The following is a 14832-nucleotide window of genomic DNA, read 5'->3' as shown; positions in this document are numbered from 1 at the left end:
GGTCAGTCGTCAGCCGACGGATCGGTCGAGGCCGAAATCGTCGGAGTGGGCGAAGCATCTTCGCCCGGAGCCGGCACGGCACGCGGGCGCTCGCCCATCATGTCCTCACCGGTGATCTCGTAATAGACGGCCTCGGCGATGTTGGTCGCGTGGTCGCCTATGCGTTCAAGGTTCTTGGCCATGAACAGCAGGTGCGTGCAGGCCGTGATCGTGCGTGGGTCGCCCATCATATAGGTGAGCAGTTCGCGGAAGAGCGCGTTGTAGTGCTCGTCGACCTCGTCGTCGGTTTGCCAGACGCTCATGGCGCGCTCGACTTCCGACGCCGTATAGGCATCCAGCACGTCGCGCAGGCGGTTCGACACCAGTCGGCCCATGCGCTCGATCGAGCGGGTCAACACCTGCATCGGCTCGCCCTCGGCGAGGATCAGGGCACGCTTGCCGATATTCTTGGCGAGGTCGCCCGTACGCTCGAGGTCCTGAGCCAGTTTGATGGCACCCAGAGTGCGGCGCAGGTCGCTAGCCACCGGCTGACGAAGAGCGATCAGACGGATCGCCTTCTTCTCGATGTCGTAGTGCAGCGTGTCCAGCTTGACGTCGCGCTCGATCACCGCGCGAGCCAGTGCCACATCGCGGCGGGCCACGGATTCAATGGCGTCTGCCACCTGCGCCTCGGCCAGACCGCCCATACGGACGACCTCGGCCGTGAGCTGGTTCAGCTCGTCACCATAGGCTTTGACGGTATGCTGGTTCATGTCGCCCTTAGCCGAAACGGCCAGTGATGTAATCGAGCGTGCGACGCTCGCGGGGGTTGGTGAATATATCTTCGGTGTCGCCGGTTTCGACGATGTTACCCATGTGGAAGAAGGCCGTGCGTTGCGAAACGCGGGCAGCCTGCGCCATCGAATGGGTAACGATCACGATGCAGTAACGCTCGCGCAGTTCGTCGATCAGCTCTTCGATCTTGGCTGTCGCAATCGGGTCCAGCGCCGAGCAAGGCTCGTCCATCAGGATGACTTCCGGTTCGACCGCAATGGCGCGGGCGATAACCAGACGCTGCTGCTGACCACCCGACAGGCCGGTGCCCGGCGCGTGCAGACGGTCGGCGACCTCGTCCCACAGACCGGCACGCTTCAGCGCCGACTGGACGATGTCTTCCAGTTCCGACTTCGACGATGCGAGGCCGTGGATTTTCGGGCCATAGGCCACGTTCTCGAAGATCGACTTCGGGAAGGGGTTCGGCTTCTGGAACACCATGCCCACCTGGGCACGCAGAAGAACAGGGTCGATCTTCTTGTCGTTGATGTTCACGCCGTCCATCTCGATGCGGCCTTCAACGCGCGCACCCGGGACGGTGTCGTTCATGCGGTTGAGGGTACGCAGGAAGGTGGACTTGCCACAGCCGGACGGGCCGATCAGGGCGGTGACCGCCTTGTCCGGAATGTCGAGGCTGACGCCGTGCAGGGCCTGCTTCTCGCCGTAGAAGACCTTGACCTCTTTGGCCGCGATCTTGATCGGACCCAGCGGTGCGCGGGCGGAATCGCCCACAGCCGGAGCGGTCGACATGGAAGCGGTACCGGCCGACAGGCCTTCCGGTGCGCGGGTAATCTTGGAGTTCATAGGCATTACCACCGACGTTCGAATCGACGACGCACAACAATGGCGGCGGCGTTCATGACGATCATGAAGGCGAGAAGGACAAGGATGGCGGCTGCGGTCCGTTCGTGGAACGCGCGCTCCGAGGCATTCTCCCAGATATAGATAAGCGAAGGCAGAGCACCAGCCGGTGCGTCAATCGCTGCCGAGATACCCGGCACGAAGCTGATCATACCGATCAGCAGCAGCGGGGCGGTTTCGCCCAGTGCGTGGGCCATCGAGATGATCGAACCCGTCATCACACCCGGCATGGCCAGCGGCAGGACGTGCTGGAACACGGTCTGGGTACGGCTGGCACCCATGGCCAGAGCCGCTTCACGGATCGACGGTGGGACGGCCTTCAGCGCGGAACGGGTGGCGATGATGATGGTCGGCAGCGCCATCAGCGCCAGCACCAGACCACCGACCATCGGGCTGGCACGCGGCAAGTGCAGGAAGTTGATGAACAGCGCCAGACCCAGCAGGCCGTAAACAATCGACGGCACCGCAGCGAGGTTGTTGATGTTGACCTCAATAATAGCGGTCAGCCGGTTACGCGGCGCATACTCCTCAAGCCACACAGCGGCGAACACGCCGACCGGAATGGCAATGAAGGCAGTGACCATCAGCATCAGAGCCGAACCGATGACCGCGCCCAACAGGCCAGCCAGCTCGGGCTGGGTGGAGTCGCCGTTGGTGAACATGGCACTGTTGAAGTGCGAGCGCACCAGACCATCGGCTTTAAACTTGTCCAGCCAAGCCATCTGCTGGTCGGTCACGCGGCGGAACTCTTCGGGCGTATCGCGGGTAATCTTGCCCTTCAGATACATCTCCGCATCGTCCGAGAGCGGGGTCGAGATCGGCAGGGTCTGACCGATCAGGGCCGGCTGGGCGCGGACGCGGTCGCCAGCGATGAACTTCAGCTCCGACGACAACAGGTCACGCATGGCCTTGGTCTTGGTGCCTGCAGCATCGTCGGTCACGCCCATGCGCGCCATTTGCTGCTCGGCAACCATAAACTCGAAGTTGGTGCCCTGCGGGTAGGCGCGATCAATACGTGCCGGATCCATATAGACCGGCAGCGTCACGCTGTGCGCGTAGAAGGCCGTATAGCCCTGCATCACAATGCTGCTGAGCAGGATGACGAGGAACAGCAGCGCAGCGCCAATCGCGGCACGTCCCGCCCACTTGAAACGGTTCTCGCGGGCATAGCGCGACTTCAGGCGGGCCTGAAGCTTTTGCGTGCGGGCACTGACAGCGCCCGATGGGGTAACGGCGTCAGTCATATTGTTCACGGTAAGCTTGCACGATACGCATGGCGACCACGTTCAGGGCCAGGGTGACGACGAACAGCGTCAGGCCCAGACCGAAGGCGGCCAGCGTTTTCGGGCTGTTGAACTCTTGGTCACCCGTCAGCAGGGTGACGATCTGAACGGTGACGGTCGTGACGGTTTCGAGCGGATTGAGCGTCAGCTTGGCGGCCAGACCGGCGGCCATGGTCACAATCATGGTCTCGCCGATCGCGCGCGACACAGCCAGCAGCAGAGCGCCGGCGATACCCGGCAGAGCGGCAGGTAGAAGCACCTTCTTCACCGTCTCGGACTTGGTTGCGCCCATGGCGTAGGAGCCATCACGCAGCGACTGCGGCACCGCGTTCATGATGTCGTCCGACAGCGACGACACGAACGGGATCAGCATGATGCCCATGACCGCACCGGCCACCAGAGCCATCTGGTTCTGGACCAGCAGCAGATACTGGCCAATGCCGTCCAGCGGACCACCCGCCAGCCATCCACCGATGGTGTTGAAGAAGACCCGCAGCGCCGGACCAACCGTCAGGGCCGCGAAGAAGCCGTACACAACGGTCGGAACACCGGCCAGAACCTCCAGCAGCGGCTTGACCACGGCGCGGGTCGTCTTGGATGCGTACTCCGACAGATAGATGGCCGAGAACAGGCCGACCGGCGCGGCAACCGCCATCGCAATCAGCATGATCAGGAAAGTACCCGCGAACAGCGGCACAGCGCCGAACGCACCCGACGAGCCGACCTGATCGGCGCGAATAGCGATCTGCGGGCTCCATTTGGTGCCGAACAGGAACTCGAATGCCGACACCATGCTGAAGAAACGCAAGGAGTCGTAGACCAGCGAGAAGATGATGCCGACGGTCGTCAGAACCGCAACGGTCGCACAGGCGAACAGTACGCCCACGACCCAGCCTTCGACCGCATTACGGGCACGCAGCTCAGGGCGAATACGGAAGGCGACGAAAAGTGCGCCCAGAATGGCGGCAATCACTGCGGCGGTCATGCCACCCCAGCTCAGGGCTGCATGGATGCTATGAGCACGGCGGCCCTCGGTCGGCAGCAGTTCCGCATAGGGCGCGGCCCAGATCTGCAGCGCCTCACCACCCTGCCCCACGCGACGGGCATCGGCGATGAAGGCTTCGCGGCGGAACGGCTCAAGCTGCGAAACCGCTTCCGGCGCACCCGCAGCGATCAGTTGACGCTCAATCGGTGCAGAGAAGACGGCAGCAAGGATCATCACGGCCAACGCCGGCGCAAGCACCCCGATAGCGGCGTACAGACCATGCTGGCCCGGGCGCGAATGGGGTTTGACGCCTTGGCTACGACGCACAGCCAGCTTGCGACCGCCCCAGAAGGACAGCACCGCAAACACCGCCATGAAAATCAGAAAAATCCAGGTCATTCAGATCCGAGGGGCACACTTAACAGTCCCCCGAATGGAGGACCTTAAATTCGGGCCGAAACTGCCCGCGAAAGGCGAGCGGAATAAGACGGATGCATGACAGTTCTGTTACACGCCAAGGCCGCATAAATAGCAGGGAAAAGCATCGCAAGTTGAAGCGCGAAGCTATTGCAAACTATAGGATTTCTTCCAAAGTTTCTGCAGAGGTGAGCTGGCGTTGCGGGGCTATTGGGAAGGCCGCAGCGAATAAAGCGCCGGAACCCAGCACACTTTCCACAGAAAGTGCGCCGCGGTGACGGATGACAATGTGACGCACAATGGCCAAGCCCAGCCCCGTACCTTGGCGCTCACCGCTTTTTTGTCCCTCGATACGGTAGAATCGCTCGGTGAGCCTTGGCAGGTGTTCGCGCGCCATACCCGGACCGTGGTCCCGAACGGTCACGACGACATATCGCGCGCCCTGTTCGCGATCTGGCGTCACCAGTGACAGGCGCGTGCTTTCCTGCATGCGCGACACCATGGTCTCGTCCAGAGAGCGGTCCCGCTCGATGGTCAGTTCGATATGGCCGCCTGCCGTGGAGTACTTCAGCGCATTATCGACGAGGTTCTGGACGACCTGAACAATCTCGTCGCGCTCACCGATGACGTCCGCACCGCCAATCCCCAGATCCGCCCGAACGGTCACACCGCGCTCTCGCGATATGACGCTGACGGCGTCCAGCACGTCCGAGGTGGCTCGTGCCAGATCGACCCGACCGTGGGGTGCGATGTGCTCATTCAACTCGATACGCGACAGCGACAACAGGTCGGCGACCAGTCGACTCATGCGATCGGCTTGGGTTGCCATGATGTCGAGGAAGCGGTCACGGGCCTTGGGATCGTCCTTGGCATGCCCCCGCAGCGTTTCGATGAAGCCTGTCAGAGAGGCCAGGGGCGTGCGAAGTTCGTGGCTGGCATTGGCGAGGAAATCCACACGCATGCGCTCGATGCGGCGCAGATCGGTCTCGTCCTTGAGGGTCAAAAGCGCCAGGGGTTCCTGACGCCCTTGCCCGTCACGGGCAGGCAGCGGGTGGACCTGCGCGCGCCAGTGCCGTTCCTGAGCGCCGCCACCGATATAGTCGACGCGGCAGGCCTCGTTCAGGAATAGCGCCTCGTCGACCGCTTCCAGCACTCCCGGCTCGCGGATAACCGCAACCAGCAGCGTCCCGCTGTTGCTAATAGGGAAAAGCTCGCGTGCAGCGGCATTGGCCAACAGGATGCGGCGGCCCGCGATATCGTCGGCCTCGCCGCCCGCGATAATCATCATGGGATCGTAGCTGGCCTCGAAAACGTCAGCCATCAGGCCGGCGTCGCCCGCTGCCTCGACCTGTGCGTCCATTGCCACGGGAAGATGCGACTGCTCTGCCGGTGGCGTGCGGTTCACGATCCATGTGGTGAACGCAACGGCCAGCGCACCGAGTACCAGCCACCCTGCCAAGCTGGGCTGCATGACGGCCAGAACCAGCATTATCGTGACCGCCATCCCCCCACTGGCTCCCGCCGTCCAGAGACGGGACGAAGCAACGGGCGCAACAGGCGAATGCTGGGGATCGTAAGCCATCGAGGTCCAATACAAGAAATCAGCGCGCGAACATTAGCCCACGGTGCCGTTTTCGTCGTCTTTATCTTTGCGTTGCGAAACCAGCGCGACGTTCACCCCGGCGTACGCAAATAGACTTTGCTATTCACACCACATAGAAACGGGATACCATCGTTATCCAAGTGGTGGAGGTCGTCTGATGGAGCCGATTCTCGGTTGGCAAACAGTAATGCCTGACACCCGATATTGGGTTGCCAGTCTGTATGCCATGGTCATTTTCGTGCTGGCGATCAGCACAGTGCGACTGGCCCTGCCCCTGCCCGAAAGATGGCGCCGTATCATCGGCGTCATGGCGCTGGGCCTCGTGGCACACGGGCTTTGGTGGCTTCCCCATCTCGACTTCGTCGAGATGACGGATCGTCCTGTTGGCCCTTTTCTCTCCTGTCTGAGCCAAGCCATCGCAGTCATCAGCCTCGATCTGGCCTACCGGTTGGAGATCGCCAGCCCTCGGTCCTCGCGCCCTCGCCTCATGTCCTATCTGGCAGTTCTGTCTGGGACCCTGGGGACATCCCTGACAATCGTAGTCGGTAATCTAGCGATTACCTTCCCTGACACACTCGGTTTCAATCCGACGGTCATCGCAATGGTCATTCTGGCCCCTGGCCTGATCGCACTTATCGGCTTTCATCCGTTCGGCAAGAACTGGCCACTCAATATCGCTCTGGGAACGGTAGCCATCGGGCTGAGCGCAGGATTAGCTCAGTTCGGCTCGGATTTGGCATCGTGGGGTGGCCCGCCATATCTTTGGCACGTGTCCAGCATGACCGCATGGGAGCTGGCGGTCGGTACCACCGTCATCCTGTGCGTCGGCATTCTGGCCTATGCCATCTGGCGGTCCCAGCAGCGATTCGTTGCCAATCTCAGATGCGCCATCGAGGCCTTGCCGGTGGGCTTGGCCCTGTATGATCAGAAGCGCCGGCTGCTGGTCTGGAACGAGGCGCTACGGAGCCTGTCGAGCAATCCAAAGCCCGATTTTCGCGTGGGAATGACCTATACCGAAGCCCTCAAGGCGGGCCTGAAATCCAGCCTGTTTCCTGCAAACGCCGCCTTCGATCCGAAATGGTTGAAGAACAAGCAGGAACAGCATGTCCCCGGGGACTGGATATTGAAATCACAGGACGGCACACGCTGGGTGCGGCTACAAAACCGCGAGATTGAAGACCGCGGCCTCGTCACCCTCTCGTCCGACTTTACCGAACAGAAGAAACACGAAGCCGAACTGGCCGCCGCTCTAGAACAGGCGCGAAGTGCCAACGTCGCCAAGAGCCGATTTCTGGCCAACATGAGCCATGAAATCCGCACGCCGCTAAACGGAATGGTGGCCGTTACAGAGGCGTTGTCGCGGTCGGCGCTGACGCCCACCCAGTCCGAGATGGTTGCGCTCATCCGCTCGTCGAGCGAGACCTTGCAGATTTTGCTGAGTGACATTCTCGATTTGGCGCGGATCGAGTCCGGCCAGATGAAGATATCCAACGCGCCGTTCGATCTGGTGCGGTTGGTCGACGACACCCAGAACCTCTACGCCAACGCCGCCAGTGAAAAGGGCGTGCAGTTCACCTGCCACATCGCGCCCGAGGCCCGCACCTGGGTGATGGGCGACGCGGTGCGCACCCGCCAGATCCTCAACAACCTGCTGTCGAACGCCGTCAAATTCACCAATGAGGGGCATATCTCTCTGTCGGTCAGTCGGCGTAGCACTAACCTGCTGATCCGCGTGGACGACACCGGCATCGGATTCGAAGCGGCGAACCTGCGCCACCTGTTCGGGCGGTTTGCACAGGCCGATGACCAGATCACCCGTCGCTTCGGTGGCTCGGGCCTTGGACTGTCGATCTGCGCTGAACTGGCCGACATGATGGGTGGCTCCGTTGACGGGACCAGCCAGCCCGGTCTCGGCTCCAGCTTTACGGTGTCACTACCGCTGGAGCGCATCACGCCGCCGAACCCGTCGCCGGATCCCGCCCCCAGCGCTCAGGCATTGGCCAATCCTTCCAGTCTGGCGTCCAAGACGGGCCTGCGCATTCTTCTGGCCGATGACAACGCCACAAACCGCAGGGTCGTAGAGTTGATCCTCGACCCGCAGAACTTCACGCTATTTCAGGTCGAGAACGGCCAGTTGGCGCTGGATGCCCTTGAAAACCAGACCTTCGACCTGGTGTTGATGGATATGCAGATGCCGGTCATGGACGGCCTGACGGCCACTCGTATGATCCGGGAACGCGAGACCGAACGCGCTCTGCCGCGCACTCCGATCATCATGCTTACGGCCAATGCGATGCCCGAGCATGTGGCCGCGTCCCTTGACGCCGGTGCCGATGCCCATTTGGCCAAGCCCTTCAATGTCAGCCAAATGCTGGAACTGACCTATCAGCTCACCAACCAAAAACATCAGCCCTCCTGATTTCTCAGGCGGGCTGACTGGCGCAACAGCTAGGAGCGGCGGATCACTCGTAGCCGTGTGCAGCCTCGTTGATCACTTGGCTCGGCATGGACGAGAAATCCACGCTGAGCGTCGAGTTGGCCTTGGCCTGGAAGGTCTTGATCACATGCTCAAGCCGACGACGCGTTTCGCGTTCGGCATCACCGGAACCGCTGAGACCCAGCGGGGCGAGGCAGTAATCAATGATGGCTTGCGGACGTGTCAGGGGCTCCATGTGAACCCTCCTTTTTCTGAGGCGTGGGGGACGTATTAAGCGGCGTGGAACTGTGCCGTTTCGGTGGAGTCTTTCAGAGCCGTGGTCGAGGACTGGCCCTGCGAGATGACGGTGGCGACATCGTCGAAGTAACCGGTGCCGACTTCGCGCTGGTGACGGGTGGCTGTGTAGCCGATGGCTTCGTTGCCGAATTCGCGCTGTTGCAGCTCCGAATAGGCAGCCATTCCGCGATCACGGTAGCCCGAAGCCAGTTCGAACATGCCGTTGTTCAGGCTGTGGAAGCCGGCCAGCGTCACGAACTGGAACTTGTAGCCCATGGCACCTAATTCGCGCTGGAACTTGGCGATGGTTTCGTCGTCCAGCTTGGCCTTCCAGTTGAAGGACGGCGAGCAGTTGTAGGCCATCAGCTTGCCCGGATATTTCTTCTGGACGGCCTCGGCGAACTTCTTGGCGTCGTCCAGATCGGGGTGCGAGGTTTCCCACCACAGCAGGTCGGCGTATTTGGCATAGGACAGGCCGCGCGCGATGCAGTGATCGAGGCCGGTGCCTTCCTTCAGGCGGAAGAAGCCTTCCGGCGTGCGGTTCTCACGGTCGATGAACTGATGATCGCGCTCGTCGATGTCCGAGGTGATTAGCTGGGCCGATTCAGCGTCGGTACGGGCAACCGTCAGGGTCGGCGTGCCGCAGACGTCGGCAGCCAGACGTGCTGCGATCAGGTTGCGCTCGTGCGCTTGGGTCGGGATCAGAACCTTGCCGCCCAGGTGGCCGCACTTCTTCTCCGAAGCCAGTTGATCTTCGAAGTGGACACCAGCGGAACCGGCTTCGATGAAGGCCTTCATGATTTCAAAGCTGTTCAGCGGACCACCGAAACCAGCTTCTGCGTCGGCAACGATCGGAGCGAACCAGTCGCGCTTGGCGCCACCCTCGGCGTGCTCAATCTGGTCGGCGCGTTGCAGGGTGCGATTGATGCGGCGGCACAGTTCCGGCGCGGCGTTGGCCGGATACAGCGACTGGTCCGGATACATGGCCGATGCGGTGTTGGCGTCGGCCGCAACCTGCCAGCCCGACAGGTAGATGGCTTTCAGGCCAGCGCGAACCATCTGCATGGCCTGGTTGCCCGTGACGGCACCCAGAGCGTTGATGTACGGCTCCGAGTGCAGCAGCTCCCACAGGCGATTGGCACCGCGTTCCGCGAGGGTGTGGGTGATCGGCACGGAGCCGCGCAGACGCTGAACATCAGCGGGCGTGTACGGGCGCTCGATACCGTCGAAACGGCCAGCGGGTGCGGGAACCAGATCAGGGAAGGTCGTCATTGGCGTTCTCGTCTCTGCGATGGTGCGGTCAGCGCCGCGTCACAGTTGAAAGAACACGCATCAGTCACAAAAGACACAGCATCTGCCGCGACATTGATGTCACTTAGTCACAATATGACTTGACGTTTCTAGTCACATTGTGACCTAACTGCGGCATGGAGGAGAATACCGACCGCAAACTCTTTCTCGGAGCACGCCTGAAACGGCTGCGCCGCGATCTTGGCCTGACCCAGACGGCGATGGCAGAGGATCTGTCGGTCTCGCCATCCTATCTGAACCACATCGAGCGAAACCAGCGCCCCGTATCGGCACAACTGCTTCTAAAGCTGGCCGAGACCTATGATGTGGACCTGCGCACCCTGAACCGTGCGGGCGCTCTAGACGAAGCCCGCCTCAGTGAAATCCTCGCCGACCCCGTGTTCAAGGGCGTTGCAGCGCCGCGCCATGAGCTCATGCAGGTGGTCGAGGAAGCCCCTGCCGTAGCCGAGGCCCTGCTGCGGCTTTATCAGGCCTTCGACGACCAAAGGGCACGCGCCCGCGCCGCCGCCGAACAGGGTGAAAATCTGGAAGACGCCGCGCCCGCCGACTGGGTGCGCGAATACATTCAGTCGCGCGGCAACCACTTCCCCGATCTGGACCAGTTGGGCGAAGCGATGGCAATTGTTCTCGCCAATGAACGGCCACCCCATGCAGAGGGGTTCGAAGCCAGCGCCAGACACCGACTGGCGGTCATCCATGGCCTGACCGTGCGGACCTTACCAACGGAAGTCATGGTGGAGTGGACCCGCCGCTTTGACCTCCATCGCCGACGCCTGTTGCTGAGCGAGAGCCTCGGCCCGTCGTCGCGGGCCTTTGCCGTGGCGTATCAACTGGCCCTGTCCGAACATGGTGCCGAGTTGAACGCGCTGGCAGAAAGCGCGGGAGCGCCCGATCCCGCGACCCGTAATCTGCTGAAAGTGGCGCTGACCAATACTCTGGCGGCCTGCATCCTCATGCCCTATGGCGCATTCCATCGCGCGGCAGAAGACACCCGCTACGATCTCAATCGCTTGGCCGCGCGATTTGGTGTTTCGTATGAGCAGATTGCCCATCGCCTGACCACGCTGTCGCGTCCCACGGCGCGCGGCGTTCCCTTCTTCCTGATGCGGGTCGATCAGGCCGGCAATATCTCGAAACGGTTTGCTGCCGACGCCTTTCCGTTCTCGCGGTTTGGTGGAGCGTGCCCGCGCTGGCGGCTGCATTCCGCCTTCCGCACCCCCGGCCGCATCATCACCCAGATCATCGAGACACCCGCTCAGGACGGCAAACCGGGGGGGCGCTGGTTCACCTTCGCCCGCACCGTCGAGCGCCAAGGGCGCGACGGGTTTGGCGAGGCACAGGATTTGGCCATCGGCATGGGTTGCGAGCTGCAACACGCTCACCGTCTAATCTACGCCCAAGGACTGGACCTTCAGAATCCGGATGTGACTCCAATTGGTCCAGCCTGTCGTCTGTGCCACCGCCATCCGTGCGCCGAACGGGCCGCCGCCCCTATCGACCGCCCGCTCGCCGTCGATGACTGGGCCAAGTCACTCAGCCCCTATCCATTTGCCTCAGCGTAGGACCACGCGGTCCCCCTCCAGCGCAACGTCCCAGCCCTCGAGCAGAGCCAGCACTGCCGCCTTGGGATCGCGGGTTCCGTTGTTCACCATCTCGAGCATCAGGCTGGCCTGTTCGGGTCTGCCCCCACGGCGGGCGTACAGGCTCATCCAGTCCTGAACCGTCACTACGCCGTCACGCCGGTTCTCGCTCAGCAATAGGCGAACGAAATCGAGGAAATCCCCGCCGCTCTTTCGCCGCTCGGCTGTTTCCGCCGCCATCGCAAATACCGCTCCGCAGGCATAATAGGCTCGGTGTTCGCCCCGCTCGCCAGCGGAGCCCAAGGGGCGGGCTGCATATTTCACGCAGTCATCAATCTCGGTCTGCAGTTCGGATTTGTCGTCATAGGAGGGGTCACGCGCCTTGAGCGCCCTCACGGCCATCAGGTCTGCGCCGCCCTCCGTAATCCACGCGTCGCGGGCGTACTCATAGCGCACGGTCTGGCCCAGCCAGAAATGGGCTGCCTCGTGGGCAATAAACCACAAGGCGCGTTCGCGAATCTCGGGATTAGGCTCTTCGATGCCGCGCCCTTCGAAGCTCATGACAATCAAACCCGGAAGCACGCTGCCGCCCATGCTGGTCATGCGCTGGGTCGGGCCATTCCATGCCGCCATAAGCACCGGCTTTTCTGCTCCCGATGATGCTGCCCCGAGGCGCTGTCGGTACCAGCGCCCCGTTGCCGGTGCCGCATCCGCCAGCGTGTTGGCCATCCAATGCGGCAGCGCCAGATCGATCACGGCGGTGAGACCCTCATCGCGCGTCACATCCGCCTGACCCAACAGAACGTAGGACCGCTCATACTGCGTAATCAGTTCCGGTCGTCGCTCGCCCGCATAAAGGACCGGACCTGCCTCGTCCCGCCAACGCACCTGCGTCGGGCCCGTAGCCAGATCGACACCATTCAAATCCGAAGGAAGCGCGGCGACAGCGGCCACGCTCTCCATTGGAAAGACCGTCATCTGCCGCGTCGGCAGGGCCACAGCGCCGTTGGAGAATTTCAGCGTCGGATATTCCGCCTCCAGATCGACGGCTTTTGGGGTTATGCGAATATCGACCGTGCGCGGCACCGGCCCGCCGTCCACACTGCGCAGGATGTCGTAGAAGCCCTCCCGATCCAGCACGACCCCCGGGGTCAGCACCTGCCATTGGCGTGGGCGCCACGGTTCGCGCACCTCGCTCATCAGCGCGGAGTCAAAAAAGGCCCAGACGTCGGCGTCGCGATCCAACTGGTACTGCAGGTGCAGCGTATCGCCCTGTCGTATCACGCTGGCGCTGGCCGAGGGCGCTCCGCCGCGCTCGATGGGCGGAAGCGTGGCACACCCCGTTAACAGAGCCACCACCGAAACCATTGCCGCCAGACCTGCGCGAATATCCAAAGCCGACTCCTGAAAAACGTGGCGGCCCAACGTTGCCGTTCGCCGCCACAGTGTCAGCTTACAAATCGGCAAGGTCGCGGCGGGTTCCCGTCCCTTCCTCAGCCGATGGCTGCGCGTGCCTTTTCCAGTTCGTCGGCCATCACATCCTTCAGGCGTTGCGGCTCCAGAATTGTCGCCTCGCCGCTCCAGCTGAACAGGTGCCAAGCCAGTTCGCGCATGCCCGAGGCGCGGAAGCGTACGATGACAGCCCCATCATCCTGATCTTCGATCGCCTGCGTTGGATGCCAGCGCCAGCCGCGCGCCTCGTTGGCGGCTTCGGGCGAAATTCGGATGGCGACGTCCTCGATCTGGTCTTGATAGATACCGAATGACTGGCTGGCGAAGGCCGCCAGATTGAAGTCGGCCGGAGGGCGGGCCGTCCCCTCACCGGCCATGACGCTACTCATCCGGTCCAGTCGGAAGGTCTGGATGCGATCGTTGGCCGGATCATAGGCCACCAGATAGTTAGCCCGCCCGAACATCAAACCGCACGGGGTAACCGTACGGCTTCGCGCCTCGGCCCCCGGTCGCGAATAGATGAAGTTCAGCGGCGCTTCGGCCAGAACTGCCCCGCGAATGGTCGTCAGAACTGTTTCGTCCGCTCCGGGGCGCGGCCCCGCCTGCACTGCGATGGTTTCGGCCCGTACCAGTGCCTCCAGATCGGGTGCCATGCGGTTGAGCGTGGTCGAGCGCATCGCCGCCTTGATCTTGCGCTCCAGACTTTCCAACGCCGCCGCCCGCGCCGGATCGCCGCCTGCGTGCAGGGCGGCTGCGGCCTTGGTCAGCTCCAACATTTCGGTTGCGGTCGGAGCCTGCTCGAACGCCGACAGACCGCCACGGATGCGCCAACGCTTGGTGGGGGGATCAGAGATTTCTTCCACCTGCGGGAAAAGCATCAACACCGCGTCGCGCATGCGCTCGGCCGTGCGGCGCCCTACGCCCAGTTGGCCTGCCATATCGTTGATAGTCATGCCCTCGGCACTGGCCGCCATGCCGCGCGCCAGATCGATAACCATGGCTGCCTTGTCGTGGCGCATGAAACTTCTCCACAGAGATACGACCGAAACTGACGCAATACTGTTTCATAACGTTCTGGTCAGCAAGAGGCAGACGCCTCCCAACCGGAGTTTTCTACAGATGGCTTTCTCGTTCGCCCGCACCGCCCGCACCCAATCGGACCGCAACGCCCAGAGCCCGTATGCCGTGGCACCGACCCTGCGCCCGTTCGAGCGTAAGTCGTTTGCCGACCGCTATCTGATCGTGCCGTGCGAAACCGAGACCGATCTGGCTGTCATCTGGGACTGTCAGGAAGAACAGGTCGTTGACGTGATCTGCGCCCCGATGGGCCGCTATTCCGAAGAAGACGCCATGTGGGACGAGTTCCGCAGCGCCTCAGAGCTGGCCGCACTGGCCGCCTGATTTCCGTAAGGGCTTCAGTGGACGAGCGGATCCGGCTTTGCGATCCGCCCCGCCAGCGTCCACGGCCCTTGCGGAACAACCCGCACCCACGCCCCCGCCGGTGCACTGAGCCAGTGACCGTCGCCGGGGTTGGAGGTCTCGCGATGCACCGGACCGCCCGTCGCGATTTCCAGCGTCAGTGGCGAGCCCATATAGGTCGTCCACATCTCTTCGCTTTCCATCGGTGTCCACTGCGGGTCTTCCGCACCGATCAACAACCGGTAGGAAGCAATCTTTTCGGCGTCGGCTTCCTGATGCGGCAGGACACGGAAATAGCCACCCTCCGGATGCGGCGTCAGGCCGAGGTTCATCGCCACCTCTTCTGCCGTGAAATCGTCGTCCGTATCGCTCATCGCGCTCGCCCAAGGGGAAGT

At 62.4% G+C, this 14832-nt stretch carries 13 protein-coding genes; 3 read left to right on the top strand and 10 right to left on the bottom strand.

Annotated features, from left to right (window positions below):
• Nucleotides 1–2 precede the first annotated feature (2 nt).
• From phoU to LOX95_RS07875, 5 genes are all read right to left on the bottom strand, one after another.
• On the bottom strand, nucleotides 3–752 hold the full coding sequence (gene phoU / locus LOX95_RS07895) for a phosphate signaling complex protein PhoU (RefSeq protein ID WP_242913926.1): 750 nt from the start codon (nucleotides 750–752) through the stop codon (nucleotides 3–5).
• A gap of 7 nt (nucleotides 753–759) precedes the next feature.
• Complete coding sequence (pstB, locus tag LOX95_RS07890) at nucleotides 760–1563, bottom strand: phosphate ABC transporter ATP-binding protein PstB (protein WP_242914073.1); 804 nt, start codon at nucleotides 1561–1563, stop codon at nucleotides 760–762.
• Nucleotides 1564–1622: 59 nt separating this feature from the next.
• The gene (gene pstA / locus LOX95_RS07885; RefSeq protein ID WP_242913925.1) at nucleotides 1623–2918 is read right to left on the bottom strand and encodes a phosphate ABC transporter permease PstA; all 1296 of its coding nucleotides are present in this window, start codon (nucleotides 2916–2918) and stop codon (nucleotides 1623–1625) included.
• Nucleotides 2911–4341, bottom strand: coding sequence for a phosphate ABC transporter permease subunit PstC (gene pstC / locus LOX95_RS07880; protein ID WP_242913924.1), 1431 nt, complete (start codon nucleotides 4339–4341; stop codon nucleotides 2911–2913). Before pstC ends, pstA begins: the two co-directional genes overlap by 8 nt.
• A gap of 175 nt (nucleotides 4342–4516) precedes the next feature.
• A complete protein-coding gene (locus LOX95_RS07875; protein ID WP_242913923.1) occupies nucleotides 4517–5863 on the bottom strand; it encodes an ATP-binding protein in 1347 nt (448 codons plus the stop codon).
• Nucleotides 5864–6149: 286 nt separating this feature from the next.
• Between LOX95_RS07875 and LOX95_RS07870 the strand changes: the two genes are divergently transcribed.
• Nucleotides 6150–8381 (top strand): ATP-binding protein, encoded by a 2232-nt coding sequence (locus LOX95_RS07870; RefSeq protein ID WP_242913922.1) that lies wholly within the window; start codon nucleotides 6150–6152, stop codon nucleotides 8379–8381.
• A gap of 43 nt (nucleotides 8382–8424) precedes the next feature.
• Here LOX95_RS07870 and LOX95_RS07865 read toward each other — a convergent pair whose 3' ends face one another.
• A complete protein-coding gene (locus LOX95_RS07865; protein WP_242913921.1) occupies nucleotides 8425–8634 on the bottom strand; it encodes a hypothetical protein in 210 nt (69 codons plus the stop codon).
• Nucleotides 8635–8669: 35 nt separating this feature from the next.
• Nucleotides 8670–9947, bottom strand: a complete 1278-nt coding sequence (gene aceA, locus LOX95_RS07860; RefSeq protein WP_242913920.1) for an isocitrate lyase — start codon at nucleotides 9945–9947, stop codon at nucleotides 8670–8672.
• A 155-nt stretch (nucleotides 9948–10102) separates the two neighbouring features.
• Here aceA and LOX95_RS07855 point away from each other — a divergent pair, with 155 nt between their 5' ends.
• Nucleotides 10103–11548, top strand: a complete 1446-nt coding sequence (locus LOX95_RS07855; RefSeq protein WP_242913919.1) for a helix-turn-helix domain-containing protein — start codon at nucleotides 10103–10105, stop codon at nucleotides 11546–11548.
• Here the strand turns inward: LOX95_RS07855 and LOX95_RS07850 are convergent.
• Together LOX95_RS07850 and LOX95_RS07845 are read right to left on the bottom strand one after the other, a co-directional pair.
• The gene (locus LOX95_RS07850; RefSeq protein ID WP_242913918.1) at nucleotides 11540–12961 is read right to left on the bottom strand and encodes a M1 aminopeptidase family protein; all 1422 of its coding nucleotides are present in this window, start codon (nucleotides 12959–12961) and stop codon (nucleotides 11540–11542) included. The two genes, LOX95_RS07855 and LOX95_RS07850, sit on opposite strands and share 9 nt — an antisense overlap.
• A gap of 98 nt (nucleotides 12962–13059) precedes the next feature.
• Complete coding sequence (locus tag LOX95_RS07845; RefSeq protein WP_242913917.1) at nucleotides 13060–14037, bottom strand: helix-turn-helix transcriptional regulator; 978 nt, start codon at nucleotides 14035–14037, stop codon at nucleotides 13060–13062.
• Nucleotides 14038–14137: 100 nt separating this feature from the next.
• Here LOX95_RS07845 and LOX95_RS07840 point away from each other — a divergent pair, with 100 nt between their 5' ends.
• Entirely contained in the window at nucleotides 14138–14419 is a 282-nt protein-coding gene (locus tag LOX95_RS07840; RefSeq protein ID WP_242913916.1) for a hypothetical protein, read from the top strand.
• Nucleotides 14420–14433: 14 nt separating this feature from the next.
• Here LOX95_RS07840 and LOX95_RS07835 read toward each other — a convergent pair whose 3' ends face one another.
• Nucleotides 14434–14811, bottom strand: coding sequence for a cupin domain-containing protein (locus tag LOX95_RS07835; protein ID WP_242913915.1), 378 nt, complete (start codon nucleotides 14809–14811; stop codon nucleotides 14434–14436).
• Nucleotides 14812–14832 lie beyond the last annotated feature (21 nt).

Origin of the sequence: Brevundimonas pishanensis (assembly GCF_022750635.1) — a bacterium.
In the GTDB taxonomy this organism is placed as follows: Bacteria; Pseudomonadota; Alphaproteobacteria; order Caulobacterales; family Caulobacteraceae; genus Brevundimonas; species Brevundimonas pishanensis.
Note: the sequence above shows the minus strand (reverse complement) of the source record. Positions and strands in the feature narration are given on the sequence as shown.